Source organism: Arthrobacter sp. EM1 (assembly GCF_029964055.1).
GTDB lineage: Bacteria > Actinomycetota > Actinomycetes > Actinomycetales > Micrococcaceae > Arthrobacter.
The window spans coordinates 1295892-1321876 of record NZ_CP124836.1; the positions used below are offsets into that span (position 1 = coordinate 1295892).

The following is a 25985-nucleotide window of genomic DNA, read 5'->3' on the forward strand; positions in this document are numbered from 1 at the left end:
ATCCCGCTATCAACGTCGACAGTCTGTCAGAATATGAAACGCACCCTCGCTCCCGAGGAACTCGAGGAAGTCATTCCGTCTGACGCGGAAGAGATCCTGCATCACGGTCACGTTCCCCCTGGCAGGAGCGGCGCCGTCTGGCTCGACAAGACCTTTGAATGGGCCGTGGGCGCGGCGATCCTCGCCGAGCTCGTCGTCATCCTGCTGAACATAATGGTCCGGGTCGTCACCGGAGATTCTGTGCTCTGGACTCAGGAGGTGTCAGAAATTGCGCTCCTGACCATTGCCTTCATTGGTGGAGCCGTCGCGTATCCGAAGGGAGCGAACATGTCGGTGCAGGCACTGATCATTCGCCTGCCCGCAACGTGGAAGCCCTATCTGGCCGCCCTAGTTGACTGGCTCGTCTTTATCATGAGCGCGGGGGCCTTCGCGCTCTTCGTGCCGACGCTTGCCCAGCAGATCGAGGAAAAGACGCCCATCCTGCAGCTGCCGGTGTTCTGGGTTTCCCTGGCGTTCTCTTGCGGCATGGTGCTCATCACGTGGTTCGCCGTCGTCAAGCTTTGGCGGCAGGAACGCCGGCCGGTCGTGGCCGCCGCAGGGATCGCCGCGGCGATGGTCGCCGTCGTCCTATTGGCCCCGCCGCTGTTCTACTACGCTTCGCCGAACGTCCTCCTGGCCCTGGTGCTCGCGGTCCTGTTCCTGTTGCTCTTCCTTGGCCTCCCCATCGCCTTCGTCCTGGCCCTCGCGTCGGGAATCTACCTCTACCTCGGCGGCATTTCCAATGTCAGCGCCATGGTGCTCATCATCTCCATGGGCATCGGCTAGTTCGCGCCCCCGGCCGGCGTCGTCTTCTACGTCGTCTGTGCCACCGCCCCCGAAACCGTGGAAAACAGCCTGAAGCACTTCTGGCCGTACCTCATTGCCCTGTTCATCGGGCTCCTCGTACTTGCTGCCCTCGCATCGTCCACCACGCCGTAGTCATCACCCTCAAAGGCTCCAGCTACCGACTCAAACATGCACAGACAGACTCCCTGCCCTCGACAAGACCGGAAAATCAGGCAGAACAACCAACATCAACGTGGCTCACTTTTGCACCCGCGAAATGGCTCAGTTTTCGACCATCGCTGACAAGAAAGCACCGGGCTGATCAGCGCTATCGGCCAGGAGATCCTGGCCCAGACCTGCGTCCAGCTCAAATCCGGGCGGGGACAGGACCGGGAACACTCCGTGGCCGTGAACGTCTCAGCCGAGCAACTGCGGGCGCCAGGATACGCGCGCACCGTTAAGGACACCCTGGCCGTCGCCGGGATCCGCTGCGACCAATTGATCCTGGAAGTCACCGAAAGCGTCTTCATGGACCCAACTCCGCTTATCACCACCCAGCTGGGGCTGCTGCGCCGCCAAGGCATCAAGGTCGCCCTGGATGACTTCGGCTCCGGGTATTCATCCCTCGGCCGGCTCCAGGATCTTCCCGTGGACATCCTCAAGATCGACCAGTCCTTCGTCTCCGTGATCATCATCGGGGACGAGGGGCTCCCGATCCTCGATTCCATGACCGCAATGGCCCACAACCTCGGACTCAAAATCACCGCCGAGGGAGTCGAAACCCCCGAACAGGCCCGATACTTGCTCGGCCTCGGATGTGACTCCCTCCAGGGCTACCTCTTCTCCCGCCCCGTCCCGCCCCGGGAACTCCCGGCAGCTGAGCATCACGCCAGAAGAGCCATCACAGAACTCCATTCCGGCCACATACAGGTGGAGTCCCGGCCTTGTTAGGGGCAGGTTGGCCTATTCACGTGCTGGAAGCGTCGGCACCTTTTTGACTGTTGCGAGGAGGAGGACTCCGGTGACCGCTACGGCGCCTGCAAGGAGGTAGGCGATGAACGCTTGGGGCGGGGCGGTGTCGGCTTCGCCGAGGATGGTGATGCCGATGGTGACGGCGACGAGGGGGTCGATGACTGTCAGCCCGGCCACGACGAGTTCGGGAGTGCCCCGGGTGTGTGCGTTCTGGACTAGGAACGTCCCGGACACGGCGGCAATCACCAGCCCGGCCAGGCAGCTAAGGGACAGCCATTCGAAATCGCCCTGGAAGAGCCGGGCGATGACGGTCTTTGCCAAGGCCGCGACGAATCCGAACAGGACACCGGCACCACCGGTAAAGATGATGGCCCCCCATCGCCGCCGCCAGAGACCGTAACCCGTTCCAAATGCGGCGAGGACGATACCGAGAATAACCAAGATAGTGATGAGGTGCCCGTCGCTGATTAGAACGTCCTGGGCGGACACGGCAGCGACAGCAACGAACGCGCCCACCCCACCGACACACAAAGCCACGGATGTGAGGGCCCGGCGCCCCGGGGACCGGCGGGTCATCCGTGCCGTGGCCAACGTGGTCACAACCAGGGCGACCGCGCCGATGGGCTGCACCACGATCAGGGGTGAAAATCTCAGGCTCGTAAGCTGCAGGAGTATTGCAGCGGCGAGCATCGCTGTCCCGCCCAGCCAGACCGGTTTGCGCATTAGGGCCTGGAGGCGTCCCCCGCCCATGCTCCCGGCGGTCCGCCCCGGGGCGGCCCCCTGGTCTTCCACGGCTTTGTGTTGAAACAGCGTGCCGAGGGCCAGCAGTACAGCCCCGGCGACGGCGATCGGGATACCGAGCCAGTGATAGGACGAAATCGCTGACACGGCGGAAGCATGGGTCATGATCCGACCCTACCGATTCGTTGGCTGCGCCGCTGCTCTGGCTGGCCGACGGGTGCTAGATGGATCTGCGCCGATGCCTGCTTCATGTTTTGTTGGCGAGGTAATCGATAATTAACCAGGCACCAGGCACCAGGCAGGATTTGGACGAGCTGGCCGGCCCCGTTGGTGGCGACGCTGGTGACGGCTGCTCGGATGACTGCCAGGGCGTGCCGGGGAGTGGGCGTGCTTCGATTCCGCCGGGCGTCCCGCGATCGGGCCAGCTCAGGGCTCGTAACTTCCGGGGGGCGAGACCGGTCCGTGTGACCTTCAGAGGTCTGCTCATTGGGTCAGGCGCGGGCGTGGCGGATATTGCACAGTCACTTGCGCGTCTGTGGCCGTGATCGACCGCGGGCACCGGGCCAGGGGGAGTTCCGGCTAGTTGGTGGTTGCGGCGTAGAGGTTCAGGCTGGCTGAGAAGATGATCCAGGAAATGTAGGGGAGCATCAGGGCCCCGGCGGTCCGGCTGAGGGGGCCGAACCGGAGAACCGTCACGCTTACTCCCACGAACAGTGCGGTGATGATGAGGAGCGCGAGCCACAGGGCGGCGGTTCCGATCATGGGGTACATGCCGAAAAACGTGGGGGCCCAGGCAAGGTTCAGGGCCAACTGGGCGCCGTAGGCGACCATGGCGCCGCGGCGGGCCGCCTGTTGGCGCCAGATGAGCCAGGCGGCTACGGCCATGGTCGTATACAGCACCGTCCAGACGGTCCCGAAGACCCAGTCCGGGGGTGTCCAGGGTGCCTTGTTCGCGGCGGCGTACCAGCCGTGGGCGTTGGCGATGATGGCTAGCGAACCCAGGAATGACACCGCGTGGGCCAGGGCCATGAAGCCCAGCAGCGCTGCGATCTGAAGGCCGGTGCCGGCCCTGGCCGGCGTCGGCTGGGCGGGGACGGGTTCTTCAAATTTCGGGGGCACTGGTACACCTTGGCCAATCCCGGGGTGCCCGTCAAACCGGAGACTGCCCAGGAAGGTATTCTCCAGCCTTTCCGATGTGCCCTGGTTGCGGTTGTCCGGGTGTGGTCTCCGTACCGAATACCGGTACAGGGATGGAGACCCGGGCTGGCCGGGGCTGCGGGGAAACCCCGCCGGGTGAGGGTTAGCTGATGGGGAGAGTGTCGTTGGCTGGCTTGTTTCCCGTGTCGGGCCCGGGGCGTGGTGAGGTGAGGGTTTGGCGCAGTTCGGTCCAGAACTGGGTTGCCGTCTGGGGCCTGTGATGGGTGGGGACGGACCCTCATACCGCCCTGATGGCCGGGCCTCATTGCGGCTCCGTAGATTACGTACCGTTCGCGGCCGGCGTGTTTGGTCGAGTACATTGCCTTGTCGGCCCGCTCGAGCAGCTCTTCGCGGTCTTCCAGTCCGGTACCGATGGCTATCCCTATGCTGGCGGGGACCTGCAGTGCGGCCCCGGCGACATGGACCGGCGCGGCGATGGCGTCCATGACGCGCCGGGCAATGGGCGCTGCGATATCGGTTCCGGAGCCGGGGAGCACGACGGGTCACGTAGGCCTGGTTGGCCAGCGGGACTATCTCATAAACGGTGTATCCGGCAGTTTTCTTTTGTGGTTTTCAGCTGCCGGGATTCGGTCGCTGAAGGTGATGGCGAAGGCGTTCAAAGCGGGCTTCCAGCGCACGGCCTATCGGGATCTGCCGGCACCGGTCGGATCGAGTGACCGGGTGACCAGATACAGGCACTTTAGCGGGGCCTGCTCTGTCGGGAAATGACCCCGTGCCTTCACCGCTTGCCGGTACCGGGCGTTGAGCGATTCGATGGCGTTGGTCGAGCAGATCACCCGCCGTAGTTCCACGTCGTAATCCAGGAACGGGATGAATTCCTCCCACGCTTTCTCCCATAGCCGCACGATCGCGCCATAGTACTTGACCCAAGGCTCCGTGAGGTCCTCCAACGCCATCCTGGCCGCCGCAGCATTCGGCGCCGTGTAGATCGGTTTGACGTCCCGCTTGAGTGCGTCCCAGTCCTTTTTCGAGGCCAGCCGGAAGGTGTTGCGGATCCGGTGGATGATTCACGTCTGCACCGTCGTCAGCGGCCAGACATTGCCCACCACTTCCGGAAGGCCCTTAAGCCCGTCGCGGACCAAGAAAAAGCTGTCTTTCACACCACGGTTCTTGATGTCGGTGAGCACGATCGCCGGCCCCGGGATGGTTACGTCCCGTGGAGTGGTGTAGATCTCCGTAGTTGCGCGTTGCTCCGGCGACGTAGTGAGCCATCGTGCGATGGTCAGTGAGTACCGATCAAAGAACTCACAAAGGACACAAACACACGATGGCTCTAGACCAGTCTGCCCTGTTTGACCTTCTTGGCCAACTGAAACTCACCGATGTCTCCGATCGGATCCGTGCCGCGACCGAAACCCTGTACCAGCAGCTCATCGAGGCCGAGGCGACCGCGTTTATCGGCGCCGCCCCGTTCGAACGCTCCGAGACACGGACCACCCAGCGCAACGGGTCCCGGCCCAGGACGCTGACGACGACCGCCGGGGACCTGAACCTGAAGATCCCCAAGCTGCGGAACGGGTCGTTCTTCCCGGCCCTGCTCGAACGCCGCCGCCGCGTGGACCAGGCCCTCTATGCCGTGGTGATGGAGGCCTACCTGCACGGTGTCTCCACGCGGAAGGTCGATGATCTGGTCAAAGCGCTCGGGGCCGATACCGGGATCTCCAAGTCCGAGGTGTCCCGGATCTGCGAGGACCTGGACCACGAAGTCGGTGCGTTCCGGGACCGGGACCTCTCCGCCATGGATTACCCGTATGTGTTCCTGGACGCGACCTACTGCAAGGCCCGCGTCGGGCACCGCGTCGTGTCCCAGGCGATGGTGGTCGCCTTCGGCGTCGCTGCGGACGGACGCCGGGAAGTCCTGGGCTTCGACGTCGGCGACAGTGAGAACGAGGGCTTCTGGACCGCGTTCCTGCGGTCGCTGAAAGCCCGCGGCCTGGACGGGGTGAAGCTGGTGATCTCCGACGCGCACAGCGGCCTGAAGAAGGCCATCGGCACGGTGTTCCAGGGCGCGGCGTGGCAGCGTTGCCGCGTGCATTTCATGAGAAACGTACTCTCAACGGTGCCGAAGGGATCCCAGGACATGGTCGCCTCGATCATCCGCACCGCCTTCGCCCAGCCCGACGCCGGGCACGTGAACACCCAGTTCGACGAAGTCACCCGGATGCTCCTCAAATCCCACCCGAAGGTCGCCGCGATGCTCGGCGACGCCCGGGATGACGTGCTCGCGTTCACCGGGTTCCCGGCCAGACACTGGCGTCAGATCTGGTCCACGAATCCCATGGAACGAGTCAACAAAGAAATCAAAAGACGGACCGACGTCGTCGGGGTCTTCCCCAACCCGGCGGCCCTTCTCCGGCTCGCCGGCGCGGTCCTCGTCGAGCAACACGACGAATGGGAAGCCGGCGACCGCCGCTACCTCTCCGAGGCCTCCATGGACGAACTCAAAGCAATGAACACGGCACCCGCCACGCCGATCGAGGAGACGATTTTGCTCCCTGAACTCACGGCAGCATAATCAAATAACTGACCTGCACGGTGTCGAGAAAACTCCACCACTCAGCGGGACGTAACCCCCGGGATCACGGTCAGGACGACGGCGATGGCTACGAACGAGAAGTACGCGACGGTCATCCCCGGATTCTACTCGGCGACCCGGTCTGCGGGTCTTCCCGATCGACGATCGCCTGACGGGCACTCAACGGCCGCTGAGCGGGCACCCGCGTGGTGCTCCCTGAGTGGTCCGCGTGTCTCGCAACCTATCTGCCTCAAAACCCATGGGCGGCTTCGGCTTCAAGGGGTCGTGGCAACACCGTACGAGTGAGGTGATGGTGATGGCGTCGAGAGTGGTGTTGAAGGAACGCTGATCTTAAATCTGTGATTCCTCGGACCAGCATCTCCTGGCCGCTGGCTCGGCTTTTCTGACGGTGATTCTGGCTGCGGTGTTCGTCAAATCGCAGAACGGCCCTTGGTTCGATGCACCTCTCACATATAGCCGGTCCACCAATAGGGGCCCGGAGCAGATGGACTGGCCCTGCGGGCCCAGCACGATCCACAAGTATGAAACCAGCGACCTCGCGAAGCAGGGAAGTTCGGCTGCCTAAAACGACCGTATCTGCTACAAACAACCAGGCGCGTCCAAAAGTGTCAGTTTCAGAAGTCGCCTGCACTGGATCCCGCGGAACTACGGGGCTTATGCAGCCGACTCCTGACACGGAAGTGTTCGAAGCCGTCTGCACCAACCGTCGTTTCGTCTGAAGCCGCGTGCACCAACTGTCATTCTGTCCGAGGTCGCCTGCACGAACCGTCGTTCTGTCCGAAGTCGCCTGCACGAACCGCCACCGACGTCCGGGACTTTCGGCCGTTGGGCTGGGTCTCGGCGGTCAGCGTCGCCGGCGGACGGGGCGGCAGGAAACGGTAGAGGCTGTAGCGGGTGATACCGGTGGCTTCGACGATCTCGGAGATGGGCTGATTTTCCTAATCGCGAAGGTGAGCGGCATAGGCTAGCTTCGCTGGATCGATCGCGCTGGGCCGGTCGATCCTTTTGCCTTTAGTGACAGCAACGGCACGCGCGTGAGCTGCGCGTTCGATCGCGTAGGTTCGTACCATTTGGCCGAAGAGTGCGAGCATCACAACTGCCGACTGCGACGTGGGATCTTCTGGATTGGCGAAATCAACCCGGATCGGTCAGCCAGGTACGTATGACCCGGTAACTCTGACTGAACGATGGTCCGCGGAGCGGACATCGCAGCCATGACGACACTCACGCGGCCGCGGAGGCTACTATCACCGGTATGGAAAAAGACGGGCAAGCCAACGATTTTCGGCGGCTACTCGGCCTGGTCGACGGCGCGGGGGACATCACGGATTTACTGGACAGGATGGCCGCGTTGGCTGCGGCGACAATGGGCCGGGCGACTGGGGCGCGGATCGGGTGCGTGCTGACCCTGCGGCTGCACAAGCTCAGCCCTACCGTCACCGGCAGCAGCGACGCGGCAGCAGAGAGAAGATGGGCCCGATACAGCGGCGAACCCGTCGCAGCGGGAAACGCTGCCGCGTTGGCCGTGCCTCTTCAGCTGCGCCAGGACGCGACTGCAGTTCTGAACTTTTACGCCCCCGCCACGGGTCTGTTTATCGGGGGTGCCGTTGGCGTGGCAGTCGACTTTGCGGACGCGGCCAGTGATGCCCTACGCCTGAGCATCAGGATCGCCGCGGCGGATCTGCTCAGCCGTAATCTGAAGGCCGCAATGGAGGGCAGGACAGCGATCAACATGGCCTGCGGGGTGATCATTGCGCAGAGCCGGTGTTCGCAGGAGGAAGCCTTCGGTATCCTCCTGCGGGCCTCGACCAGCCGCAACCAGAAGTTGCACTCCGTTGCCACGGAGATCGTCGCGCGCTTCTCCGGCACCACCGGAACGACAACCCACTTCGAGGCCTAACCACCCGTCAAGCCCGCAGGACCTGCCACGATCGCAATGCGTCGAGGGCACAACGCATTTGAGGCGATGCTCTCTCTGGCCCGGCGCCGCCTCGTCGACTTGGGTAATGCCCGGGACGGCACCCCTGCACTCCTGTTGTTGCTGGACTGCAGGCTGCGTGATGCCTCCTTAGCCGCTGTAGGAGGCGAGGTGCGGCAAGTGGAGTTCGGCCAGGCGTTCATTGAGGACCACCGCCAGCAGGTCGCAGTCGTGGGCTGGCAGCGGAGCCAGTCCGTTCAGATATGCATCGACGACCCACAGGCCCTGGTTGCCCCCGTACGCGAAGTACGCCAACCATGCTTCAGGGACCTCGAGGCCTGTGTGCAGGAACGCAATATGCGTCAGTTCCTGCTGGTTGTTATCCATCAGAACCCACACCCCCTGCCCTCCCGAACTTCGCAGAAGGGCGGGATGAAGGCCGTTGCTTGGTCGCAGGACAAGCATTCCTGCGGTCTCTCATTAGGCTACAACTTTGCCCGTACAGCGGCCATTGTCTTTTCATCGGGCCGCCGCGCGCTGCAGTGTTCCCGCCCGGATGGCCGGAAGCTGGCATGACCGGGCGCCAGCCAGGGGACGATACGGGCCTCGCTGCGCTCGGTCGACACAAGCATTCTTTTTCCTTTCTTCTGAGGTCCGTTGGATCATACGTGCCCGCTCCACCGGCGCAACGGGCCTGCGCACGGCCGCCCAGCCGATCGCCTGTGCTCGGCGCTGCGCTGATTTCCTCCCACGAACCATCAATCGCTTGCCCTTCGGCTTGCCCCGGTTCTGCCGGGCACAGCTACGCGATGCTCCGCCAGCACGCAAACCACATGGTGGGGGAGAGGACACCAAGTATTTCCGGCGCCCGCCCCGCCCCAACGAAACTGAACATCACCTCATGAACACAAAATCCATGACCAGGACGGTCACGACCGACAACGCGGTACCGGAGCGGACACCGCGTATGTTGAGCCAGGGATCCGGCGCATCACCACGGGAAAGGCCCGCCAGGACGACTTAGCGCGCAGCCACGGAGGGGCGCGTAAAGCTGCCGCCGAACATGGAAAGGCAGGGGCCCGCTCTACGCAGTCCGCGCCGAAGAACTCCACTCCCAGGCAGGGACACTTGCCCCGGAGAAGGGACGGCACCAGTTGCCTGTCGAGTCCCTGGCCAATCCCGAGCTGGCCCATGCATTGCAGACCGCCACACAGCAAAGACCCCCATGGCTCTGGAAGCAGCGGGCACTCCCGTGGAGGAACGACTGTTCCTTATCGGTAGGAACGGGATCAACGGGCCCGACATTGATCAGCTGCGCAAGGAAACGACCGTGATCGTCAACGGCGCCGGCACCTCGCATTTCGAGGATCCCTCGTTCGTGAAAGTCGCCAAGGAAATTCTCGCAGCCTAGCTGTACTCAGCCAGCAGGTTGGTTACATCTGCTGATGGGTGGTCGTCCTCCGAGGGCTGCGTGGTTTCGGCGGTGGTTGTAGAAGTCTAGCCAGCCGGTGAGGGCTTGTGCGCGGTGGTTGCTGGAGTCGTAGGCGTTCTTGTAGGCCCAGCCTTCCTGGAGGGTGCGGTTGAACCGTTCGGCTTTGCCGTTTTGCCAGGGGCTGCGGGGTTTTGTGCGCCGGTGTTTGGCGCCGAGGTCCTCCATGACTTTGGAGAAGGCAGCGGACCGGATGTAGGCCAGGGCGTTGTCCGTCATGACCTCTTGCACGGGGGCTCCGTTGGCGGCCGTGAACGCTGCGGCGTTGGCCAGGAACGCCGCGCAGGTGGGGCCCTTCTCATCCGGGAGAACCTCGACGTAGGCCAGGCGTGAGTGGTCATCGACGGCCACGTGGACGTAGTCATAGCCGATACCGCGGCCTCTGACGGCTTCGGATCGGCCGTGGACCCTCCAGCCTCCGCCGTCCGGGATTTTCCCGAGCTTCTTCACGTCGATATGCAGCAGTTCTCCGGCGGTGTCGCGTTCGTAGCGGTGGTCGGTTGCCCGGCCGGCGCGGATGCGTTCGCCGCTGATCGGGTCCAGTTCCCATAACCGGGGCAGCCCGGCCCGGGCGATGATCCGGGAGACCGTGCGGGCCGGGACCTGGCACCGTTCACCCAGCTCGACCGGACCCTCGCGGTGCTTTACCCGCGCCTCGAGGACCTCGTCGATTTTCGCCGAGGGGGTGGCGTGCGGGCAGGAACGCGGGCGGGACGAGCGATCCTCCATACCGTCCGAGCCGTGCTCCAGATATCGCCGGAACCACCGGTGGGCGCAGGTCCGCGAAACACCCATTTCCTTCGCCACGTGGGCCACGGGACGGCCCTGAAGAACACGCTGGACAAGGATGCTTCTACCGGCAGGAGTCAGACGGGCATTACGGTGGACCATGAAGACCTCTTAGTCGTTCGGTGAGTGTGGTAACCACCAACCTAAGAGGTCTTCACCCTTTCACCGTGTAACCAACGTCCTGGCTGAGTACACCTGATATGTAGGTAGTCCATGTCAAGAGGGCAAGGGTGAGCGGTCCAAGATTGGATGTCTTGGACCGCTCTTTTGTGTTCGTTCCCCTGCTTGGTCCGGCGGCCGGCGCGTCGTGGTCGACGGCGCTGTCAGACTGATATTCGCGGGTTGGCTACCGCAGGACGAGGTGTTCGGCTGGAGGGGTGCCGCTGGTCTAGCAATGTCGGGCGTCACCGTAATTTACCGGTTGCCCATAGGTGTATCGCGGGTCTCCTCCACGCTGCCGAGCCTCCGGACGGAGCCGGGAACGGCACACGTCTATTCATCCGTCCATGGCTGCTCCTGTTGGACCGCGGCCGCGAGAGACCAGCACCAGCCAGCCAGTTCCCGTGCGACAGCGACGTTGGCGATGACGCGCCGTTTGTGACGGGCTTCGAACTGGTCCCACTTGCGGTGCAGGCGGTGGTTGCCTTGATGTCCGCGGACCCGGGAGGCCTCATCGGCTGCGTCCCAGCGGGCACGCATGTCACGGCTTGCGTTGGCATATGGACGGCGGTGATGCCAAGCGGCCTCGACGAGCAGGCGGCGGGCATGGGTGTTTCCTGTTTTAGTGATGCCGCCTTGGGACCGTGAAGCACCAGAGGAATGTTCGGAGGGCACCAGGCCCAGATAGGCGCCGATGGTGCTGCCAGTGAAGCGGGTCCAATCACCGATCTCCACTGCCAGGCCGAAGGCGGTGAGCACCGAGATCCCGCGCAGACACATCAGCGCACGGACCACGGGTGCATAGCGGTCGGTGGCCGCGAGGGCCGTGATCTTCGCATCCAAACGGTTCCTGCGGTCCAGCGTCAGCTCCGCGGCCTCCAGGCTGGCCTCGTAAGCGGCCTGCAGGGACGGATCATCGAATCGTTGCCGGTGCAGCCAGGTGTGGTGGGCATCGGTCCAGGCATGGCCGCCGGAGTAGACCAGACCGTGGCGCAACAGGAGCTTCGAGATCCGGTGCCTGGCCCTCATCAGATCCGTACGGACGTCCTCGCGGGCCCGGACCAGGTCCCGCGCCGCTTCATCCGCACGGCCAGGAACCCGCACGGGCGTGATCTGTCCGAGCAGGGCCAACCGGGCCAGATGTTCGGCATCGCGGGCATCGGTCTTCACCCGGTCCCCGGACGGCCGCTGGAGCTTGGACGGCGCCGCGACCAGGCATTCGACCCCTGCACTGACCAGTAGCCGGGCCAACCCGAATCCGGTGGGGCCTGCCTCATAGACAACGAGGACCGGCTCCGGCAGCCCGGAAACCCACTCGGCGATCCCCGCATCGTTCGCGGCAAGGCTCTGCCTCAGGATCTCGCCCGTTTCACGGTCGATCGCGCAGCCTTTGACGCTGCGTGCATGGACATCCAAACCGACGTAAGTACGCTTATTCATGGTTGGAACCTCCAGACGTTCAAATGTGGCTCTGCCAGTCCACACCCCCCGCACCCACGTGCGGAAGGACCCGGACCGACAACCCACGAACCTCTTTGAACCCGAGGTTCCAGTCGCTACGTCCGGCGCGCCCCACCACACTTCATATCGTCTAGCTCCTGGCGGAAGGCGGGTTCAAAGGCTCGGAGCGGATATCAGTGGGTCAGCGGTACCGACGGGTCGAGAAGGAACTCTTCGCCCGCGTGGAGGGCGTCGGGCGCGAGATCGAGAACTGCGTCACCGGCAACGACCGCAGCCGGATCAAAGACCAGGGTGGCAAAGCGGAGAGTGCGTCGGCCGTCGGCTATGGATCGGCCGGATACCACGAGAAATTCGCGGAATCCCTGGCAAAAACCGGCGCGAACGAAGCCCGGCTCCGCGGGCGCCTCGCAGCGGTACGCAGCGAGGGCACACACTCCGGGGCGGCGCCCACCATGGGTAAGGGCGCCACAAGGGCCGCAAGGTCGAGCGCGTGTCGGGAGGCAAAAGTCGGTGCTTGTAGGGGCTAGAGAGGCTTGACCCGCTCGGCTTTTTTGGTTGCGGAAGGAGCTGAAACATGGTTTTTCTCACGGAGCCGGGCGGGCCAGGCGGTCTGGGCCTGGCCCGCGCGGGGTCGGGTGGATGCCTTTATGCGGGAAGTTCCAGTTCCCAGTCCTTGACGTCCGCTACCGGAGCGAAGAGCCTGGTGTCGAGCTCGTCGAAGGCGAGGTTGTTGCGTACCCGGTGGGGCCAGTTCCGGTTCGCGAGGGCTGCTCTGCCCAGGGCGACGACATCGGCGTCCCCGTCACGGAGCAAGGAGACGGCGGTTTCGGGGTCGTCGAGGTTGCCGTTGGCGATGATCGTTATTCCCGAGTACTTCTTGGCCAGGGCGGCAAGGGACTCCGTGCCGTTTTCGAAGGCCGGGGCCGCGGCCCTGTATTCGGTGGTGTGGATAAAATCGATCCCGATAGCACCGAGGGTTTCAAAGATGATTCGTGCTTCTTCGGCGCCACCGCTCCACCGGTGGTCATTGTCACTGACCTTGGCCTGGGAAATACGGATTCCCACGCTCATGTCCGGACCCACGGCCTCGCGGACGGCGCGGCAGATTTCGGCAGCGAAACGCACCCTGTTCTCGGGTGAGCCGCCGTAGTTGTCGGTCCTGGTGTTGAGGTAGTCGGTGAGGAACTGGTCAAGCAGATACCCGTTCGCGCCGTGGATTTCTACGCCGTCGAATCCGGCTGCCTTAGCGTGCAGTGCAGCCGTGACGAAGCCGTCGCGGACCTCGTCCATCTGGGTCGCGGTGATCTGCCCGGGAACGGGGTAGGGGCCTTCTCCGCGGTAGAAGGCCAATTGTTCACCCTTGGGGGCGATCGCGGAGGGACCAATGGTGGAGTCCACGAACCGGTTCCCCTGGGTCTGGGCCCCTGCATGCATGAGCTGGGCGAAGATCCGGGCGCCGGCGGAGTGGACCGCCTCGACGACCTTTATCCAGGAGTGTGCTTGTTCTTTGGTGGCGATGCCCGGCTGGAACAGGTAGCCCTGGCTGTAGGCGGTGTCGGGGTAGATGCCTTCGGTGATCAGGAGTCCGAAGCCGCCGCGGGCATAGGCCTCATAGTAGGCGGCCATTTTCTGTGTCGCATGCCCGTCCTCGGTGGCGCTGATGCGCGTCATGGGAGCTAGAGCAACACGATTGCTCAGCCCGGTTGGGCCGATCTGAACAGGGGACCAGAGGGGTGCGAAATCCGGCACGAATATCTCCTAGAGGTGTTTCGGGGAAAGAAAAAAGAGAGCCGCAGTTAAGCGTGCTCCCCGGTAGTGCAAACGACAGACACGGTTTTTATATTTCAGACGCAGCCCGGGACGCGCTGGCGGGCTCTGTCCGGGCGCTGCTTTCCCGCACGTACAGGGTCGGTTCCAACCTGATCGATTCGACGTGTGCGCCGTCGAGCACGCCCTTTAGCAGCTGCACCGCCGTACGTCCGATATCCAGCATGGGCGAGCGGACGGAGGACAGCGGAATGGGCAGCTCCGCGGCCAGTGACGTGTCATTGAAGCCGACCACTGCCACATCGGTACCGACGGTGAGCCCATGGGACCGCAGCGCTCCCATGGCCCCGATCGCGGCGAAGGCATTGACGGCGAAAAGCGCCGTCGGGCGGGGACGGCAGTGCGTCAGGATGGTCTCGGCCGCTTCACGGCCCCCGGCAGTATCGAACCGGGACCACACCACGGCGTTCCCGGGCAGCTTTCCCCCCAGCGAACGCCAGCGGTCGACGAAACCGGCCGTCCGGTCCACAGCCGTGCTGGCGTACGGCTCCCCGGCGATCACCGCGACATTCCGGTGCCCGGTGTTCCACAGGTGCTCGGCCACAAGCTCCCCGCCCAGGACGTCGTCGCAGGTGGCCGCCGGGTAGCCCGGGACGCGGCGGTTCATCAGCACAAACGGCACCTTCCGGTCGGTCAGTTCCACCAGCAGCCCAGTGTCCAAATGGGCGTCACCGATGATCAGCCCGTCCACCCGCCGGGCGAGCATGGTGTCGGTCTTGCGTCGTTGTTCCTCCGGGTCATCGCGCGAGTTCATCACAAATGTCGAATAGCCCAGTTCCGCCGCGGCCTCGTCGATGCCCTCGTACCCGCCTGAATCCGCACTTCCCCATACGGTCACGGAGCGGGCCCTGCAGATGAGCGTGGAGGTTCCGTGCGGACGACGCCGCCGATCGCTTCGATGCTCTAGGGTATGAAGTCCGGACCGCGAAAAGCGTGGATTTTCTAGATGGTGGGTTCATCAGGTGGCTCGCTGCTCGTTGACTCGCCTGACCGCCGAACACCGCCGGGTCACGCGGGGTTGAACCCCGTGCCCGAACGTCGGCTCTGCTCCTAGATGTACTCAGCCAGGACGTTGGTTACACGGTGAAAGGGTGAAGACCTCTTAGGTTGGTGGTTACCACACTCACCGAACGACTAAGAGGTCTTCATGGTCCACCGTAATGCCCGTCTGACTCCTGCCGGTAGAAGCATCCTTGTCCAGCGTGTTCTTCAGGGCCGTCCCGTGGCCCACGTGGCGAAGGAAATGGGTGTTTCGCGGACCTGCGCCCACCGGTGGTTCCGGCGATATCTGGAGCACGGCTCGGACGGGATGGAGGATCGCTCGTCACGCCCGCGTTCCTGCCCGCACGCCACCCCCGCGGCGAAAATCGACGAGGTCCTCGAGGCGCGGGTAAAGCACCGCGAGGGTCCGGTCGAGCTGGGTGAACGGTGCCAGGTCCCGGCCCGCACGGTCTCCCGGATCATCGCCCGGGCCGGGCTGCCCCGGTTATGGGAACTGGACCCGATCAGCGGCGAACGCATCCGCGCCGGCCGGGCCACCGACCACCGCTACGAACGCGACACCGCCGGAGAACTGCTGCATATCGACGTGAAGAAGCTCGGGAAAATCCCGGACGGCGGCGGCTGGAGGGTCCACGGCCGATCCGAAGCCGTCAGAGGCCGCGGCCTGGGCTATGACTACGTCCACGTGGCCGTCGATGACCACTCCCGCCTGGCGTACGTCGAGGTTCTCCCGGATGAGAAGGGCCCCACCTGCGCGGCGTTCCTGGCCAACGCCGCAGCGTTCATGGCCGCCAACGGAGCCCCCGTGCAAGAGGTCATGACGGACAACGCCCTGGCCTACATCCGGTCCGCTGCCTTTGCCAAGGTAATGGCTGACCTCGGCGCCAAACACCGGCGCACCAAACCCCGCAGCCCCTGGCAAAACGGCAAAGCCGAACGGTTCAACCGCACCCTCCAGGAAGGCTGGGCCTACAAGGACGCCTTCGACTCCAGCAACCATCGCACCCAGGCCCTCACCGGCTGGCTAGACTTCTACAACCACCGCCGAAACCACGCAGCCCTCGGAGGACGACCACCCATCAGCAGATGTAACCAACCTGCTGGCTGAGTACACCTGATATGTAGGTAGTCCATGTCAAGAGGGCAAGGGTGAGCGGTCCAAGATTGGATGTCTTGGACCGCTCTTTTGTGTTCGTTCCCCTGCTTGGTCCGGCGGCCGGCGCGTCGTGGTCGACGGCGCTGTCAGACTGATATTCGCGGGTTGGCTACCGCAGGACGAGGTGTTCGGCTGGAGGGGTGCCGCTGGTCTAGCAATGTCGGGCGTCACCGTAATTTACCGGTTGCCCATAGGTGTATCGCGGGTCTCCTCCACGCTGCCGAGCCTCCGGACGGAGCCGGGAACGGCACACGTCTATTCATCCGTCCATGGCTGCTCCTGTTGGACCGCGGCCGCGAGAGACCAGCACCAGCCAGCCAGTTCCCGTGCGACAGCGACGTTGGCGATGACGCGCCGTTTGTGACGGGCTTCGAACTGGTCCCACTTGCGGTGCAGGCGGTGGTTGCCTTGATGTCCGCGGACCCGGGAGGCCTCATCGGCTGCGTCCCAGCGGGCACGCATGTCACGGCTTGCGTTGGCATATGGACGGCGGTGATGCCAAGCGGCCTCGACGAGCAGGCGGCGGGCATGGGTGTTTCCTGTTTTAGTGATGCCGCCTTGGGACCGTGAAGCACCAGAGGAATGTTCGGAGGGCACCAGGCCCAGATAGGCGCCGATGGTGCTGCCAGTGAAGCGGGTCCAATCACCGATCTCCACTGCCAGGCCGAAGGCGGTGAGCACCGAGATCCCGCGCAGACACATCAGCGCACGGACCACGGGTGCATAGCGGTCGGTGGCCGCGAGGGCCGTGATCTTCGCATCCAAACGGTTCCTGCGGTCCAGCGTCAGCTCCGCGGCCTCCAGGCTGGCCTCGTAAGCGGCCTGCAGGGACGGATCATCGAATCGTTGCCGGTGCAGCCAGGTGTGGTGGGCATCGGTCCAGGCATGGCCGCCGGAGTAGACCAGACCGTGGCGCAACAGGAGCTTCGAGATCCGGTGCCTGGCCCTCATCAGATCCGTACGGACGTCCTCGCGGGCCCGGACCAGGTCCCGCGCCGCTTCATCCGCACGGCCAGGAACCCGCACGGGCGTGATCTGTCCGAGCAGGGCCAACCGGGCCAGATGTTCGGCATCGCGGGCATCGGTCTTCACCCGGTCCCCGGACGGCCGCTGGAGCTTGGACGGCGCCGCGACCAGGCATTCGACCCCTGCACTGACCAGTAGCCGGGCCAACCCGAATCCGGTGGGGCCTGCCTCATAGACAACGAGGACCGGCTCCGGCAGCCCGGAAACCCACTCGGCGATCCCCGCATCGTTCGCGGCAAGGCTCTGCCTCAGGATCTCGCCCGTTTCACGGTCGATCGCGCAGCCTTTGACGCTGCGTGCATGGACATCCAAACCGACGTAAGTACGCTTATTCATGGTTGGAACCTCCAGACGTTCAAATGTGGCTCTGCCAGTCCACACCCCCCGCACCCACGTGCGGAAGGACCCGGACCGACAACCCACGAACCTCTTTGAACCCGAGGTTCCAGTCGCTACGTCCGGCGCGCCCCACCACACTTCATATCGTCTAGAGCATTGAGTCAAGGTCGGAGCCGACCGACGGATAGGTGGGTGTCATGGATTTGAGTTCGCGGGTGGTTAATCCGTGTTTCATGGCCAGGCTGAATGTGTTGGCCAGTTCCGCGTATCCGGATCCGAACAGGTGCACACCGAGGAGGTGTCCGGTTTTTCTGTCAATGATGATTTTGGCAGCGCCGGCGGTTTCACCGATTCGGTAGTTCGAGTACCACCGGCTGGTGTCCGAATGCCGAACGTCGATGTTTAGTCCGCTGTCGCGGGCCTCGTGCTCCAGCATACCGATGCGGACCAGCTCGGGGATCGTGAAGACCGCTGTCGGCGTGGCCGCGTAGTCCGGGACCGTGGAACCCGACTTCAACATGTTGGACGCGGCGACCTTGGCTTCGAAAACGGCCACCGGAGTCAGTGGCGGGCCCGCGGTGTCCGCCGCATCACCGGCCGCGTAGACGGCGGGGTTTGTGGTGCTCTGCAGGTGGCCGGCCACCTCAATACCCCTTTTGCCGTAGGCCACGTGGGCTGCTTCAAGATTCAACCGCGACAAATCCGGGATCCGGCCGGCACCGTGCACTACCAAATCCGCATCAAGCGTTGCCTCGCGGCCGGCCTGCTGCAGGCGCAGCCTGTAGCCCTCGCGCGTTTTTTCCACACCGGTGATGCTGGTGCCGCGCCGCACCTGGACCCCGGCCTCCGCGCCGCGGTCGATCAGCAGCTCGACCAGGTCCGCGTCGAATGATTTCAGGGGGCGTGCGCCCCGGTCCACGATCACCGCGGAGCTTCCCGCGCGGGCGGCGATGTGGGCGAACTCGAAGGAGACGAAACCACCGCCCACGAATACAATGCGGGCAGGAAGGGACCTAAGATTCAGGAAGTCGGTGCTATCAATGAGGTGTTCCTGGCCCGGGAAATCCAGGGGCCGAGGTGTGGCGCCGGTAGCGATCAGGACCTTGGATGTCCTGAGCGTCGTCCCGGAGACCTGGATCCGGGACGGTCCGGTAAAGCTTGCGGTCCCATTCAGGGTCTCCACGCCGATATGGCGCAGGTCCTCTTCCATGCTCTGCGGCACCGGGTCGGTGAATCCGTGCTTGTGCTTCATCAGCTCGGCCCAGTTTATCGACAGGCCGTTGCCGTCGATGCCCTTGCCCTGCAGCAGTCGGGCACTGTCGATAACCTCTGCGCCGCGCCGCAGGATTTTCTTCGGGTCGCACCCGCGCAATGCACAGGTGCCGCCATAGGGAAGCGAATCGACGATTGCCACCCGCCATCCCGCCGAAGAGCATTTTGTCGCCGCAGCGATCCCGGCCATGCCGGCACCAATGACGACCAGATCGTAGTTCTCGCTCATTTCAAACCTTCCGTTGGATCATCTCGGGCGGCCGCATTGGCGGTCGGTGTTAATTGGCCATGGCACGCACCAAGGTCCTCGACACGGACACGGACCCGTTGGTGCTCCGGCGTTGGATGCCCGCCGATCAGCCGGCGTCGATCGCTGCCTTGAGCTGCCCGAGGCTGGGGGCGCCGGCCGCTCCGTCAGGGGTCAGGTAGCGGCGGCACGCCAATCCCACGGAGGCACCGGCAGCAGCGAACACGTCGACACCATTGATGAGGATGCTCGGGGAGCCATGGAACCCTACCCGCTCGGCTTCCTCCACCGTATTCACGAGCTGCCGGACAAGGACAACGCCGGACCGTTCCGCGGCCAGTGTCATGAGCCGCTCCTCGGCGACTTTCCAGTTCGGGCAACCGTCAAAATATTGCAGGGTGATCTCCATACGAACTACCGTAAACCTTGTAGTCGGGTACAAGGTCAAGCGTTAGACTGGAACCATGCTCATCGGGAAAGTCAGCGCCGTTACCGGCATCGACACTCAAACCATTCGTTTCTACGAACGTCAGGGGCTTTTGCCCGCACCCACCCGGGCGCCCAACGGGTACCGAGTCTACGATGGTATGGTCGTCGGTCGGCTGCGGTTTGTCCGCGCCGCCCAGTCAGCAGGACTCGCGCTGAACGAGATCAAGGGAGTCCTCTCCCAGCGCGATTCCGGCGAAGCGCCCTGCGCCCACGTGGCCGGTCTCCTCAAGGAAAAGCTGGCTGAGGTCCGCGGCCGACAACAAGAACTGGCCGGTCTGGCCGCTGAACTTGGCCGACTCATCGAGGTGAGCCGCGACCTCGATCCAGCCGACTGTTCCGATGCGGACGTCTGCCAGATCATCGCACAACCACCGGCGGACCGACACGAAGCCTCGATTGCGCGAAGCGTGTACTAAAGAGCCGCGAAAAACCGACCATTTGGCGATTCAGGTGCGGAAGTTGCTGTGCAGGTCGTCCCACCGGCCCGGGAACCGGCCGTCGGGGGTCCATTCCCAGCCGCTCCAGGCCCACGGTTCCGGCCGGAAGCAGGCGCGCCGGCCCCTGCCGGCGGCCGCGGCAGTCGTCAGTTCTGCAGAAACCACCGATCAGACTGCGGCCGCGAACGCGCGTGCAGCGGCCACACCTGCGGGCCGACGACGTCCAGCTGGCCTTCGCGGAACAGGCGCGCCGGCGGGACACCACCCAGCTGCGGTTTCATGCCCTAGAAGCACTACGGCGCGGGAATCCCGCTCCGCGAGCAGGGCGACCACGTGGTAGGTGGTCCTCAACCGGTGCATCACGTCGGCGGAAGGTTTCCGTTCCCCATCGGCCCACAGCCGGACGGCCCCGGGTTTCCTTCACGGAACCGATGTAGGCGACCAGCGTCTCGCCCAGCGGGTCCTTTACGTCCCGGACCAGTACGTCGTCGGTCAGCCGAATGGGACCCTGGTGCGCCTTCAGCCCGCCGCGGGCGCCTGTCACTGCAGTCAGAATTCATGGCCCCGCGAAAAGGCTTACCGAATCAAGGGCTCAAACACACCAGAATTCACACTCTGATTGATCGATATCCGGGACCGCCCTAAGCTGCACTCTGCGTGTCTCATCCGATGAACCATGCAGGCTGGCTTTCGCTGCTGTTCTATCTCACTACGATGGCCCGCGCCGGCTGGTTCCATTTGACAGTACACTTAGTATTTCTTTGGGAGTGGTCCGTTGGACGGCGACTGATTCCTGCTGGACCAGCATTTCCATCCGCAGACAAACAAGGGAGACAAAATATGTTGCTTTGGATAGCCATCATTCTCGCTGTTCTTTGGCTTCTCGGCCTGCTCGGCAGCATCGGCGGCGGGTTCATTCACCTGCTTCTGGTTGTTGCAGTAGTCGTCTTGGTTTTTCACTTCGTCCGCGGCAGGTCACGCGTTTAAGTTCCCAAACGCTGTGCCCGCGCCGAGGATGCGGATGCGCGGCCTGCCGCCGTGTTCTCGCCCAAGGGGCCCTCACACAATGAGGGTGAGCTGGGGGCGGGTGCCTGAGACCTAGAACTGCAGCCCGAAGGTTGGATTTGAAGAGAATCTGACTTCGGGCTGCAGCTCTTGCTTCCCAGCCGGACTATTAGCGGAACCCGGGGCAGTCTGGTCTTGTTTTGCAGCTCAGCCAAGACCGAGATATATCAGGACGAAGGCGCCCGCGATCTGCCATCTCAGAACCTGCCCGGCCACAATGCCCATCAGGATGCCGACTACGATCCACAGTGTCCGCCTCGGTACGCTTCGACGTCGATCGGCGCCGGCCACGATTTTCGGCCGCCGTCAATGGACAGGGGTGGTCAGGGCTAACGCCCGCCGGGCGTTGTTCACGGCGCGGAAACGCAGAGGTCCGGCAAAAAACGGTCACAACGAAGACTCGTGGACGGAGGACCCAAGGATATGACGGCCCCATGGTCCTGGTCGATGCGTGGCGGCTCGCCGGAATGCCCTCAGCCAAATACTTGGCGGCGACTATGGACCTGTGGCTGCCTAAGCTGGAAGCCTTCGGGGAGCTCGACGCCAAGCTGCTGATCCCGGCCGTGGCGGCGCAGCTGATAACAGTCTCCGGGGCCACGGTCGACCGGCTCCTCAAATCCGCCGGGGACGCAGTTCTGCATGCTTAGTGATCGCCGCCGGGAACGGCGGACGGTCAAGCTTGCCGCGGAGACCGAAGCCCGCGCGGACCTGGCAACGCCCGGCTCCGAACTGGGGAATCTCTAGCCCTTGGTGCAACGGGTCAGCCGCGCACCATGTGCCTGGCGGGAAGCGGATCAGCCCGGTGAGGCCCGCCGGCGCATGGGCCTTTCTGCCCCGACCACGGCCGGCGGGCAGCCCCCGGGGTGCCCGCTTGCCGTGGTCCATCCGTTTCTGTATGGGTGTGGGGTGGGTCAGGCGCTGGCTGCGCTCCGGTTGATCTCGCCGTTTACCCCCTTGGGGAAGAACCCGCCTTCTCTTTCTGCTTTGGCGGTGAGGTAGGCGATGTTCAGGACCTGCCCCGGGCTGCGGCTGAAAGCGATGCCGTTTGCGTCGGTCGGGACAAGGTTGGCGGTGTCTTTAGTGCCAATACCCTGATCGAGATCAGTTGATCCATCGAGGCTGTCCCGGGCGTCGGAGATCGCTTGGGCTGGTACCTGCAGATCACGAGCGTAGAGGGTGGTTCTGATGATTCCGGCGTGATAAGCCTCGACAGCGAGGATACCGGCGGCGGCTTCGAGGTAGGTCTTGTTATCGATCAGCGGTGCCGCGCCCTTGTAGGCGGTGACGCCGACGTCTTCGAAAATGAACGCGCCCAGGAGGAAGCTTGTTTCGTCCGCAAAGGGGTTGAACGTCTGGCCTGCCTTGATCAGCCCCGCCGCCATGGCAGCGGCGGTGAAGCTGGCCTCCAGATCGATTTGCGGCCGGGAAACTGCGGCTTTGCCGAGCGCGGTGCGGAGGAATTTGACGTGCGATTCTTCGTCCGCGGCGATTTCCTTGGCGTATTTTTCGATCAGGCTGCCGGCCTTGAATGGTACCTTCGCCCCGCCGGTCACACCGCCCTTGCGTCCTTTGCCGTCCGTGAGTCCCTCACTCAGGCCCCGGCCTGTGACGGCCCGCAGGTAGAACTCCGCTTCGAGGTACTCCAGGTTGAGGGCGAAGTTTAGGATCGCCCCGTCGCTTGGCTTCTTATCGGAATGCTCTGCGTCGCCGTCCGCACGGGACGGTGAGGCGGCGATCAAAGCAGCTGCGCCGCCGATCCCTGCAATTCCGGCGGCGCGGAACAAAATGCGCCGGTCCATGGGGTTTTCCGCGCTGCGGCTCATAGCATCGGTGACGAATTTCTGATCGAACATTGGTGTGCTCCTGTCATGAGTGCGATTTTGAGACCATGACAATCCGGAGAGTACTCCCTCCGGCCCCCCGGCCGGAAGACGCAGCGCAAAACCCCTGCGAATGGGAGAACCCATGATGCTGACACTTACAGTTCGTAGTGATCCATATCACGGACGGGTGGCCGGGCAACCTTTCACATCCATTGTCGAAGTCTGCCTTCTAGCACCCGGCAAGCCGGGGCGCTCTGCGGGGTGGCGTCGCTGGGGTTTCCTGAGACGACCTGACTCAGGACCACCCGCGACGCTGCTGACTCGATGGTGATCGTAGCCAACGAAGACCCATCCAATACACAGCCTGCTTACGAATGGGTTGGAGTCGGCTTCGTGCGCCGATCCCATCTCAGAGTTGGAGGCTTTTCATGACTGAAGTTATTGCCCATCACGGACTGTTCAAGGACACGAACCTGCACGTGGACGACACGGGGGGAACGGGCCGGCCGGTCGTCCTCATTCATGGCTGGCCCCTGTCCGGGGAATCCTTCGCAGCCCAGGTCCCTGCCCTGCGGGCTGCCGGCTACAGGGTTATTACCTATGACCGGCGGGGTTTCGGACGCAGCGACAAGCCCAACACCGGCTACACCTATGACACCCTCACCGAAGACCTGAACGCCCTTCTCGAGGCACTCGAGCTTTACGACACTACCCTCGTCGGCTTCTCCATGGGCGGCGGTGAAGTAGCCCGCTACTTCACCAAATTCGGGACCGACCGGGTGCGCAGCGTGGTTTTCGCGGCCGCCGTCCCGCCGTACTTGATGCAAGGCCAGGACAACCCGGACGGGCCACTGACTAAGGACACAGCAGCGGAGATGACGGCAGGCCTGGCGAAGGACGAAGACTCCTTCTACGACGATTTTACCCGGCAGTTCTTCTCCGTCAACGGCGAGCTTAAAGTGACCGAGCAGCAGCGTCAGGAAGCCCTCCAGCTCTGCAAGCAGGCTGACAAAAAGGCGGCACTGGCCTGCATGGAAGCTTTCGGAACCACCGACTTCCGCGACGACCTGCCCAACATCAGAGTCCCGGCCCTGATCCTGCACGGGGACGGCGACGGAACCGTGCCCTTCGAAGGATCCGGTGCACGGACCCACGCAGCCCTGCCGGGCAGCGACCTGCACGTCCTCCACGGCGCACCACACGGCTGCAACGTGAGCCACCCCGAGGAGTTCAACCAGGCACTGCTGACCTTCCTGCAGAAATAGCGGCCCAGCGCAGCAGCTAAACATCTCGGCGGCGAGAACAGGGTGAGGCGACAGCGAGAGCGCCTCACCCTGTGTCAAACGCCCGGTTCCGGGAGCCTCTTAACGCTTTCTTCCGGACGGTGACGTCTGGGCATGACCGGAACCGTAGGGAATTAGCGGGAGCCGGGCTTTGTTGCCGAGGCCATGACACTTCTTCCTACACAGACAGCGCCCGATCTCGCCCTCGCCCTGGTTGGTGGGGGAACTACCGATGATCTTAAGATTGGTACCGGAACTGACGGGAGGTTTAGCCTGGTGGTCTTCTACCGCGGCCTGCACTGCCCGATCTGCCGCAAACAGCTGGCCGAGATCGATAAGCGGATCGAGGACCTGAAGGCAGCCGGCATCGGCCGGGCCGTCGCGGTGAGCATGGAAACATCGGGCCGAAGCACCCGGATCGTGGATCAGTGGCACCTCGCCAACCTCCCCGTGGCCTATGGCTTGAGGGAGGAATCCGCCCGGTCCTGGGGTTTGAACCTGTCCCACGCAATCAAGGACGGCGAGCCGGACCTCTTCAACGAACCGGGCATCTTTATCCTGGACGAGGACGGGACTTTGTTCTGGTCCAGCACCGCCACCATGCCCTTTGGCAGGCCATCCCTGGACGACGTCATCGCAGGGGTCCGCTACGCCCAGGACCATGACTACCCGGCCCGCGGGGCCGCCTGAGACCTCGGGTACAGGCGGAGTCCGGCGGATGGGCGGAACCGCCCCTGAGCCGGGGTCAACAGTGGTAAGCGCTGAAAAGAGAGGTACTAAAACCTTGAACACTCCTCTGGCCCCGGTCCTGCGCGACCAGATCGAGGTCGCCGGGACATCCCTTTCGTATCTGGGCAGCGGCAGTGACCAGACACCTCCGCTGCTGTTGCTGCACGGGACTTTCTGGAGCCGCGTGAGGCTGCCGGTCCTGCCCGCACTGGGGACTTCGAGTCGGTGCATTGCCCTGGACTTGCCCGAGTTCGGCCGCAGCGGCGGAGAACTCGACGTCAGCCACGCCACTGTCCCGGCCTTGGCCGAAACAGCTCTGGCCGCCGCCGATGCCTCGGACTGGACAGTTTCGATATGGCCGGGCATGCCATCGGCGGGGGAATAGCCCAGCACATTGCGGCACCCAGCGGGCGCGTGAACAGACTCGTGCTGATGAACTCCGTGGTGTTCGATTCGTGGCCGGTGCCTGCGGTGGAACGGTTCCGGGACCCGGAGGTACGGGCTGCCACGACGGCCCCGCAGCTTCTGGACGCCCGTGCGGTATCCATGCAGCGTGCCGTCAAACGCACACTTAACGACGAGGAACTCACCGATTACCTGTCGCCCTGCAACGAACCGGCCTGCCACAGGTCGTGGATGGCCATGGCCGCGGCCGCCGATCCCCGGACCACCCTGGACCTGGTCCCGCTGCTGCAGGAGGCGCACATACCGACCCGTCTGTGGGTCTCGCGGAACGGGAAGGGCCGAGGATACCACTTGTAGGTATTGATCAGGCCGGTGGTCAGCTGAAGGAGCGAGGAGGCGATGAACAGGGCGATTGAGGCACGTGAGCAGCTCCAGATAGACGGACCACAGCTTGGCCAGCAGCAGCGGAATCGAGGCGATCCCGGCGGTGACATGGATCCCCTGGGTGAGCTGGTAAATCCAGACGGGGCTGGTGGGGAAGAGCATCCAGGAGGGCGGGTTCTGCAGGCCGTGGCTGAACAGCCCGGTCAGGAAGCACACCGTGAAACTCAGCCCGAGCCAGCGGCCCAGGACGACCGTGAGCCGGGTGCTCCGCGTCGGGGATGCGAACCGGGCTGCGAGGGCCTCGGTTAGCCTCTGCGGGTCAGGTTTTGCTTGCTCACATCACACCACCATTCAGGATCAGGCAGGGGCTTGGACCCCCGAAACACCGAAAGG

At 63.9% G+C, this 25985-nt stretch carries 26 protein-coding genes and 1 pseudogene; 14 read left to right on the plus strand and 13 right to left on the minus strand.

Annotation, left to right across the window (positions count from 1 at the left end; all coding sequences use genetic code 11):
* Window positions 1-33: 33 nt before the first annotated feature.
* From QI450_RS05810 to QI450_RS05815, 3 genes are all read left to right on the plus strand, one after another.
* The gene (locus tag QI450_RS05810; RefSeq protein WP_226775905.1) at window positions 34-825 is read left to right on the plus strand and encodes a TRAP transporter small permease; all 792 of its coding nucleotides are present in this window, start codon (window positions 34-36) and stop codon (window positions 823-825) included.
* 57 nt (window positions 826-882) lie between these two features.
* Complete coding sequence (locus QI450_RS18090; RefSeq protein ID WP_348994527.1) at window positions 883-978, plus strand: hypothetical protein; 96 nt, start codon at window positions 883-885, stop codon at window positions 976-978.
* 165 nt (window positions 979-1143) lie between these two features.
* A complete protein-coding gene (locus QI450_RS05815; RefSeq protein WP_282468163.1) occupies window positions 1144-1776 on the plus strand; it encodes an EAL domain-containing protein in 633 nt (210 codons plus the stop codon).
* A gap of 12 nt (window positions 1777-1788) precedes the next feature.
* Here QI450_RS05815 and QI450_RS05820 read toward each other — a convergent pair whose 3' ends face one another.
* The 3 genes and pseudogenes from QI450_RS05820 to QI450_RS05830 form a co-directional block, all read right to left on the minus strand.
* Complete coding sequence (locus tag QI450_RS05820) at window positions 1789-2703, minus strand: multidrug DMT transporter permease (protein WP_226776147.1); 915 nt, start codon at window positions 2701-2703, stop codon at window positions 1789-1791.
* 414 nt (window positions 2704-3117) lie between these two features.
* Complete coding sequence (locus QI450_RS05825) at window positions 3118-3657, minus strand: TspO/MBR family protein (protein WP_226776146.1); 540 nt, start codon at window positions 3655-3657, stop codon at window positions 3118-3120.
* A 608-nt stretch (window positions 3658-4265) separates the two neighbouring features.
* A pseudogene (locus QI450_RS05830) lies at window positions 4266-4883 on the minus strand (transposase); the annotation flags it as partial.
* Window positions 4884-5023: 140 nt separating this feature from the next.
* Between QI450_RS05830 and QI450_RS05835 the strand changes: the two are divergent.
* Window positions 5024-6271 carry an IS256 family transposase gene (locus QI450_RS05835; protein ID WP_226776145.1) on the plus strand — a complete coding sequence of 416 codons (1248 nt, stop codon included), beginning with the start codon at window positions 5024-5026 and terminating at the stop codon, window positions 6269-6271.
* 1276 nt (window positions 6272-7547) lie between these two features.
* Complete coding sequence (locus QI450_RS05840; RefSeq protein WP_226776144.1) at window positions 7548-8192, plus strand: ANTAR domain-containing protein; 645 nt, start codon at window positions 7548-7550, stop codon at window positions 8190-8192.
* A gap of 168 nt (window positions 8193-8360) precedes the next feature.
* On the opposite strand, the gene QI450_RS05845 is transcribed toward QI450_RS05840, so the two are convergent.
* Window positions 8361-8597 (minus strand): hypothetical protein, encoded by a 237-nt coding sequence (locus QI450_RS05845; protein WP_226776143.1) that lies wholly within the window; start codon window positions 8595-8597, stop codon window positions 8361-8363.
* A gap of 838 nt (window positions 8598-9435) precedes the next feature.
* Here QI450_RS05845 and QI450_RS05850 point away from each other — a divergent pair.
* Window positions 9436-9621, plus strand: coding sequence for a hypothetical protein (locus tag QI450_RS05850; RefSeq protein WP_226776142.1), 186 nt, complete (start codon window positions 9436-9438; stop codon window positions 9619-9621).
* 6 nt (window positions 9622-9627) lie between these two features.
* Here the strand turns inward: QI450_RS05850 and QI450_RS05855 are convergent, their stop codons facing one another.
* From QI450_RS05855 to QI450_RS05875, 5 genes are all read right to left on the minus strand, one after another.
* Complete coding sequence (locus tag QI450_RS05855) at window positions 9628-10590, minus strand: IS481 family transposase (RefSeq protein WP_282468124.1); 963 nt, start codon at window positions 10588-10590, stop codon at window positions 9628-9630.
* Between the two features lie 390 nt (window positions 10591-10980).
* Entirely contained in the window at window positions 10981-12087 is a 1107-nt protein-coding gene (locus QI450_RS05860) for an IS110 family transposase (protein ID WP_282468062.1), read from the minus strand.
* Window positions 12088-12281: 194 nt separating this feature from the next.
* Window positions 12282-12452 (minus strand): hypothetical protein, encoded by a 171-nt coding sequence (locus QI450_RS18095; RefSeq protein ID WP_348994528.1) that lies wholly within the window; start codon window positions 12450-12452, stop codon window positions 12282-12284.
* Between the two features lie 301 nt (window positions 12453-12753).
* A complete protein-coding gene (locus tag QI450_RS05870) occupies window positions 12754-13857 on the minus strand; it encodes an NADH:flavin oxidoreductase (RefSeq protein ID WP_226774621.1) in 1104 nt (367 codons plus the stop codon).
* An 88-nt stretch (window positions 13858-13945) separates the two neighbouring features.
* Window positions 13946-14773 carry a substrate-binding domain-containing protein gene (locus tag QI450_RS05875; RefSeq protein WP_226774620.1) on the minus strand — a complete coding sequence of 276 codons (828 nt, stop codon included), beginning with the start codon at window positions 14771-14773 and terminating at the stop codon, window positions 13946-13948.
* 309 nt (window positions 14774-15082) lie between these two features.
* Between QI450_RS05875 and QI450_RS05880 the strand changes: the two genes are divergently transcribed.
* Window positions 15083-16045 carry an IS481 family transposase gene (locus QI450_RS05880; RefSeq protein WP_282468063.1) on the plus strand — a complete coding sequence of 321 codons (963 nt, stop codon included), beginning with the start codon at window positions 15083-15085 and terminating at the stop codon, window positions 16043-16045.
* Between the two features lie 303 nt (window positions 16046-16348).
* Here QI450_RS05880 and QI450_RS05885 read toward each other — a convergent pair whose 3' ends face one another.
* The 3 genes from QI450_RS05885 to QI450_RS05895 all read right to left on the minus strand — a co-directional run bounded on the left by QI450_RS05885 (window position 16349) and on the right by QI450_RS05895 (window position 19386).
* Entirely contained in the window at window positions 16349-17455 is a 1107-nt protein-coding gene (locus tag QI450_RS05885) for an IS110 family transposase (protein ID WP_282468062.1), read from the minus strand.
* A gap of 151 nt (window positions 17456-17606) precedes the next feature.
* On the minus strand, window positions 17607-18959 hold the full coding sequence (locus QI450_RS05890) for an NAD(P)/FAD-dependent oxidoreductase (RefSeq protein WP_226773931.1): 1353 nt from the start codon (window positions 18957-18959) through the stop codon (window positions 17607-17609).
* Window positions 18960-19086: 127 nt separating this feature from the next.
* Window positions 19087-19386, minus strand: coding sequence for a thioredoxin family protein (locus tag QI450_RS05895; protein WP_226773932.1), 300 nt, complete (start codon window positions 19384-19386; stop codon window positions 19087-19089).
* A gap of 55 nt (window positions 19387-19441) precedes the next feature.
* Between QI450_RS05895 and QI450_RS05900 the strand changes: the two genes are divergently transcribed.
* The 3 genes from QI450_RS05900 (at window position 19442) to QI450_RS05910 (ending at window position 21615) form a co-directional block, all read left to right on the plus strand.
* Window positions 19442-19882: a heavy metal-responsive transcriptional regulator gene (locus QI450_RS05900; RefSeq protein ID WP_226773933.1), complete on the plus strand. Its 441-nt coding sequence runs from the start codon at window positions 19442-19444 to the stop codon at window positions 19880-19882.
* Between the two features lie 861 nt (window positions 19883-20743).
* The gene (locus QI450_RS05905; RefSeq protein ID WP_256446620.1) at window positions 20744-20890 is read left to right on the plus strand and encodes a lmo0937 family membrane protein; all 147 of its coding nucleotides are present in this window, start codon (window positions 20744-20746) and stop codon (window positions 20888-20890) included.
* 512 nt (window positions 20891-21402) lie between these two features.
* Complete coding sequence (locus QI450_RS05910) at window positions 21403-21615, plus strand: hypothetical protein (RefSeq protein ID WP_226773935.1); 213 nt, start codon at window positions 21403-21405, stop codon at window positions 21613-21615.
* A 264-nt stretch (window positions 21616-21879) separates the two neighbouring features.
* Here the strand turns inward: QI450_RS05910 and QI450_RS05915 are convergent, their stop codons facing one another.
* On the minus strand, window positions 21880-22821 hold the full coding sequence (locus tag QI450_RS05915) for a ferritin-like domain-containing protein (RefSeq protein ID WP_282468125.1): 942 nt from the start codon (window positions 22819-22821) through the stop codon (window positions 21880-21882).
* 398 nt (window positions 22822-23219) lie between these two features.
* Here QI450_RS05915 and QI450_RS05920 point away from each other — a divergent pair, with 398 nt between their 5' ends.
* From QI450_RS05920 to QI450_RS05935, 4 genes are all read left to right on the plus strand, one after another.
* Window positions 23220-24056: an alpha/beta hydrolase gene (locus QI450_RS05920; RefSeq protein ID WP_226775677.1), complete on the plus strand. Its 837-nt coding sequence runs from the start codon at window positions 23220-23222 to the stop codon at window positions 24054-24056.
* A 183-nt stretch (window positions 24057-24239) separates the two neighbouring features.
* Window positions 24240-24764 carry a redoxin family protein gene (locus QI450_RS05925; protein WP_226775678.1) on the plus strand — a complete coding sequence of 175 codons (525 nt, stop codon included), beginning with the start codon at window positions 24240-24242 and terminating at the stop codon, window positions 24762-24764.
* 94 nt (window positions 24765-24858) lie between these two features.
* Window positions 24859-25188, plus strand: coding sequence for a hypothetical protein (locus tag QI450_RS05930; RefSeq protein WP_226775679.1), 330 nt, complete (start codon window positions 24859-24861; stop codon window positions 25186-25188).
* Window positions 25158-25565 carry a hypothetical protein gene (locus QI450_RS05935; RefSeq protein ID WP_226775680.1) on the plus strand — a complete coding sequence of 136 codons (408 nt, stop codon included), beginning with the start codon at window positions 25158-25160 and terminating at the stop codon, window positions 25563-25565. Before QI450_RS05930 ends, QI450_RS05935 begins: the two co-directional genes overlap by 31 nt.
* The last annotated feature ends 420 nt before the right edge of the window (window positions 25566-25985 follow it).

What these genes read in the sequence shown, in the direction of transcription:
- QI450_RS05920 (WP_226775677.1), top strand. Translation starts at nt 23,220, where the DNA reads ATGACTGAAGTTATTGCCCATCACGGACTGTTCAAGGACACGAACCTG.
- QI450_RS05900 (WP_226773933.1), top strand. Translation starts at nt 19,442, where the DNA reads ATGCTCATCGGGAAAGTCAGCGCCGTTACCGGCATCGACACTCAAACC.
- QI450_RS05895 (WP_226773932.1), bottom strand. Translation starts at nt 19,386, where the DNA reads ATGGAGATCACCCTGCAATATTTTGACGGTTGCCCGAACTGGAAAGTC.
- QI450_RS05835 (WP_226776145.1), top strand. Translation starts at nt 5,024, where the DNA reads ATGGCTCTAGACCAGTCTGCCCTGTTTGACCTTCTTGGCCAACTGAAA.
- QI450_RS05915 (WP_282468125.1), bottom strand. Translation starts at nt 22,821, where the DNA reads ATGTTCGATCAGAAATTCGTCACCGATGCTATGAGCCGCAGCGCGGAA.
- QI450_RS05905 (WP_256446620.1), top strand. Translation starts at nt 20,744, where the DNA reads ATGTTGCTTTGGATAGCCATCATTCTCGCTGTTCTTTGGCTTCTCGGC.
- QI450_RS05910 (WP_226773935.1), top strand. Translation starts at nt 21,403, where the DNA reads ATGGTCCTGGTCGATGCGTGGCGGCTCGCCGGAATGCCCTCAGCCAAA.
- QI450_RS05810 (WP_226775905.1), top strand. Translation starts at nt 34, where the DNA reads ATGAAACGCACCCTCGCTCCCGAGGAACTCGAGGAAGTCATTCCGTCT.
- QI450_RS05935 (WP_226775680.1), top strand. Translation starts at nt 25,158, where the DNA reads ATGGCCGGGCATGCCATCGGCGGGGGAATAGCCCAGCACATTGCGGCA.
- QI450_RS05840 (WP_226776144.1), top strand. Translation starts at nt 7,548, where the DNA reads ATGGAAAAAGACGGGCAAGCCAACGATTTTCGGCGGCTACTCGGCCTG.
- QI450_RS05860 (WP_282468062.1), bottom strand. Translation starts at nt 12,087, where the DNA reads ATGAATAAGCGTACTTACGTCGGTTTGGATGTCCATGCACGCAGCGTC.
- QI450_RS05885 (WP_282468062.1), bottom strand. Translation starts at nt 17,455, where the DNA reads ATGAATAAGCGTACTTACGTCGGTTTGGATGTCCATGCACGCAGCGTC.
- QI450_RS05845 (WP_226776143.1), bottom strand. Translation starts at nt 8,597, where the DNA reads ATGGATAACAACCAGCAGGAACTGACGCATATTGCGTTCCTGCACACA.
- QI450_RS05925 (WP_226775678.1), top strand. Translation starts at nt 24,240, where the DNA reads ATGACACTTCTTCCTACACAGACAGCGCCCGATCTCGCCCTCGCCCTG.
- QI450_RS05850 (WP_226776142.1), top strand. Translation starts at nt 9,436, where the DNA reads ATGGCTCTGGAAGCAGCGGGCACTCCCGTGGAGGAACGACTGTTCCTT.
- QI450_RS05880 (WP_282468063.1), top strand. Translation starts at nt 15,083, where the DNA reads ATGGTCCACCGTAATGCCCGTCTGACTCCTGCCGGTAGAAGCATCCTT.
- QI450_RS05855 (WP_282468124.1), bottom strand. Translation starts at nt 10,590, where the DNA reads ATGGTCCACCGTAATGCCCGTCTGACTCCTGCCGGTAGAAGCATCCTT.
- QI450_RS05890 (WP_226773931.1), bottom strand. Translation starts at nt 18,959, where the DNA reads ATGAGCGAGAACTACGATCTGGTCGTCATTGGTGCCGGCATGGCCGGG.
- QI450_RS05820 (WP_226776147.1), bottom strand. Translation starts at nt 2,703, where the DNA reads ATGACCCATGCTTCCGCCGTGTCAGCGATTTCGTCCTATCACTGGCTC.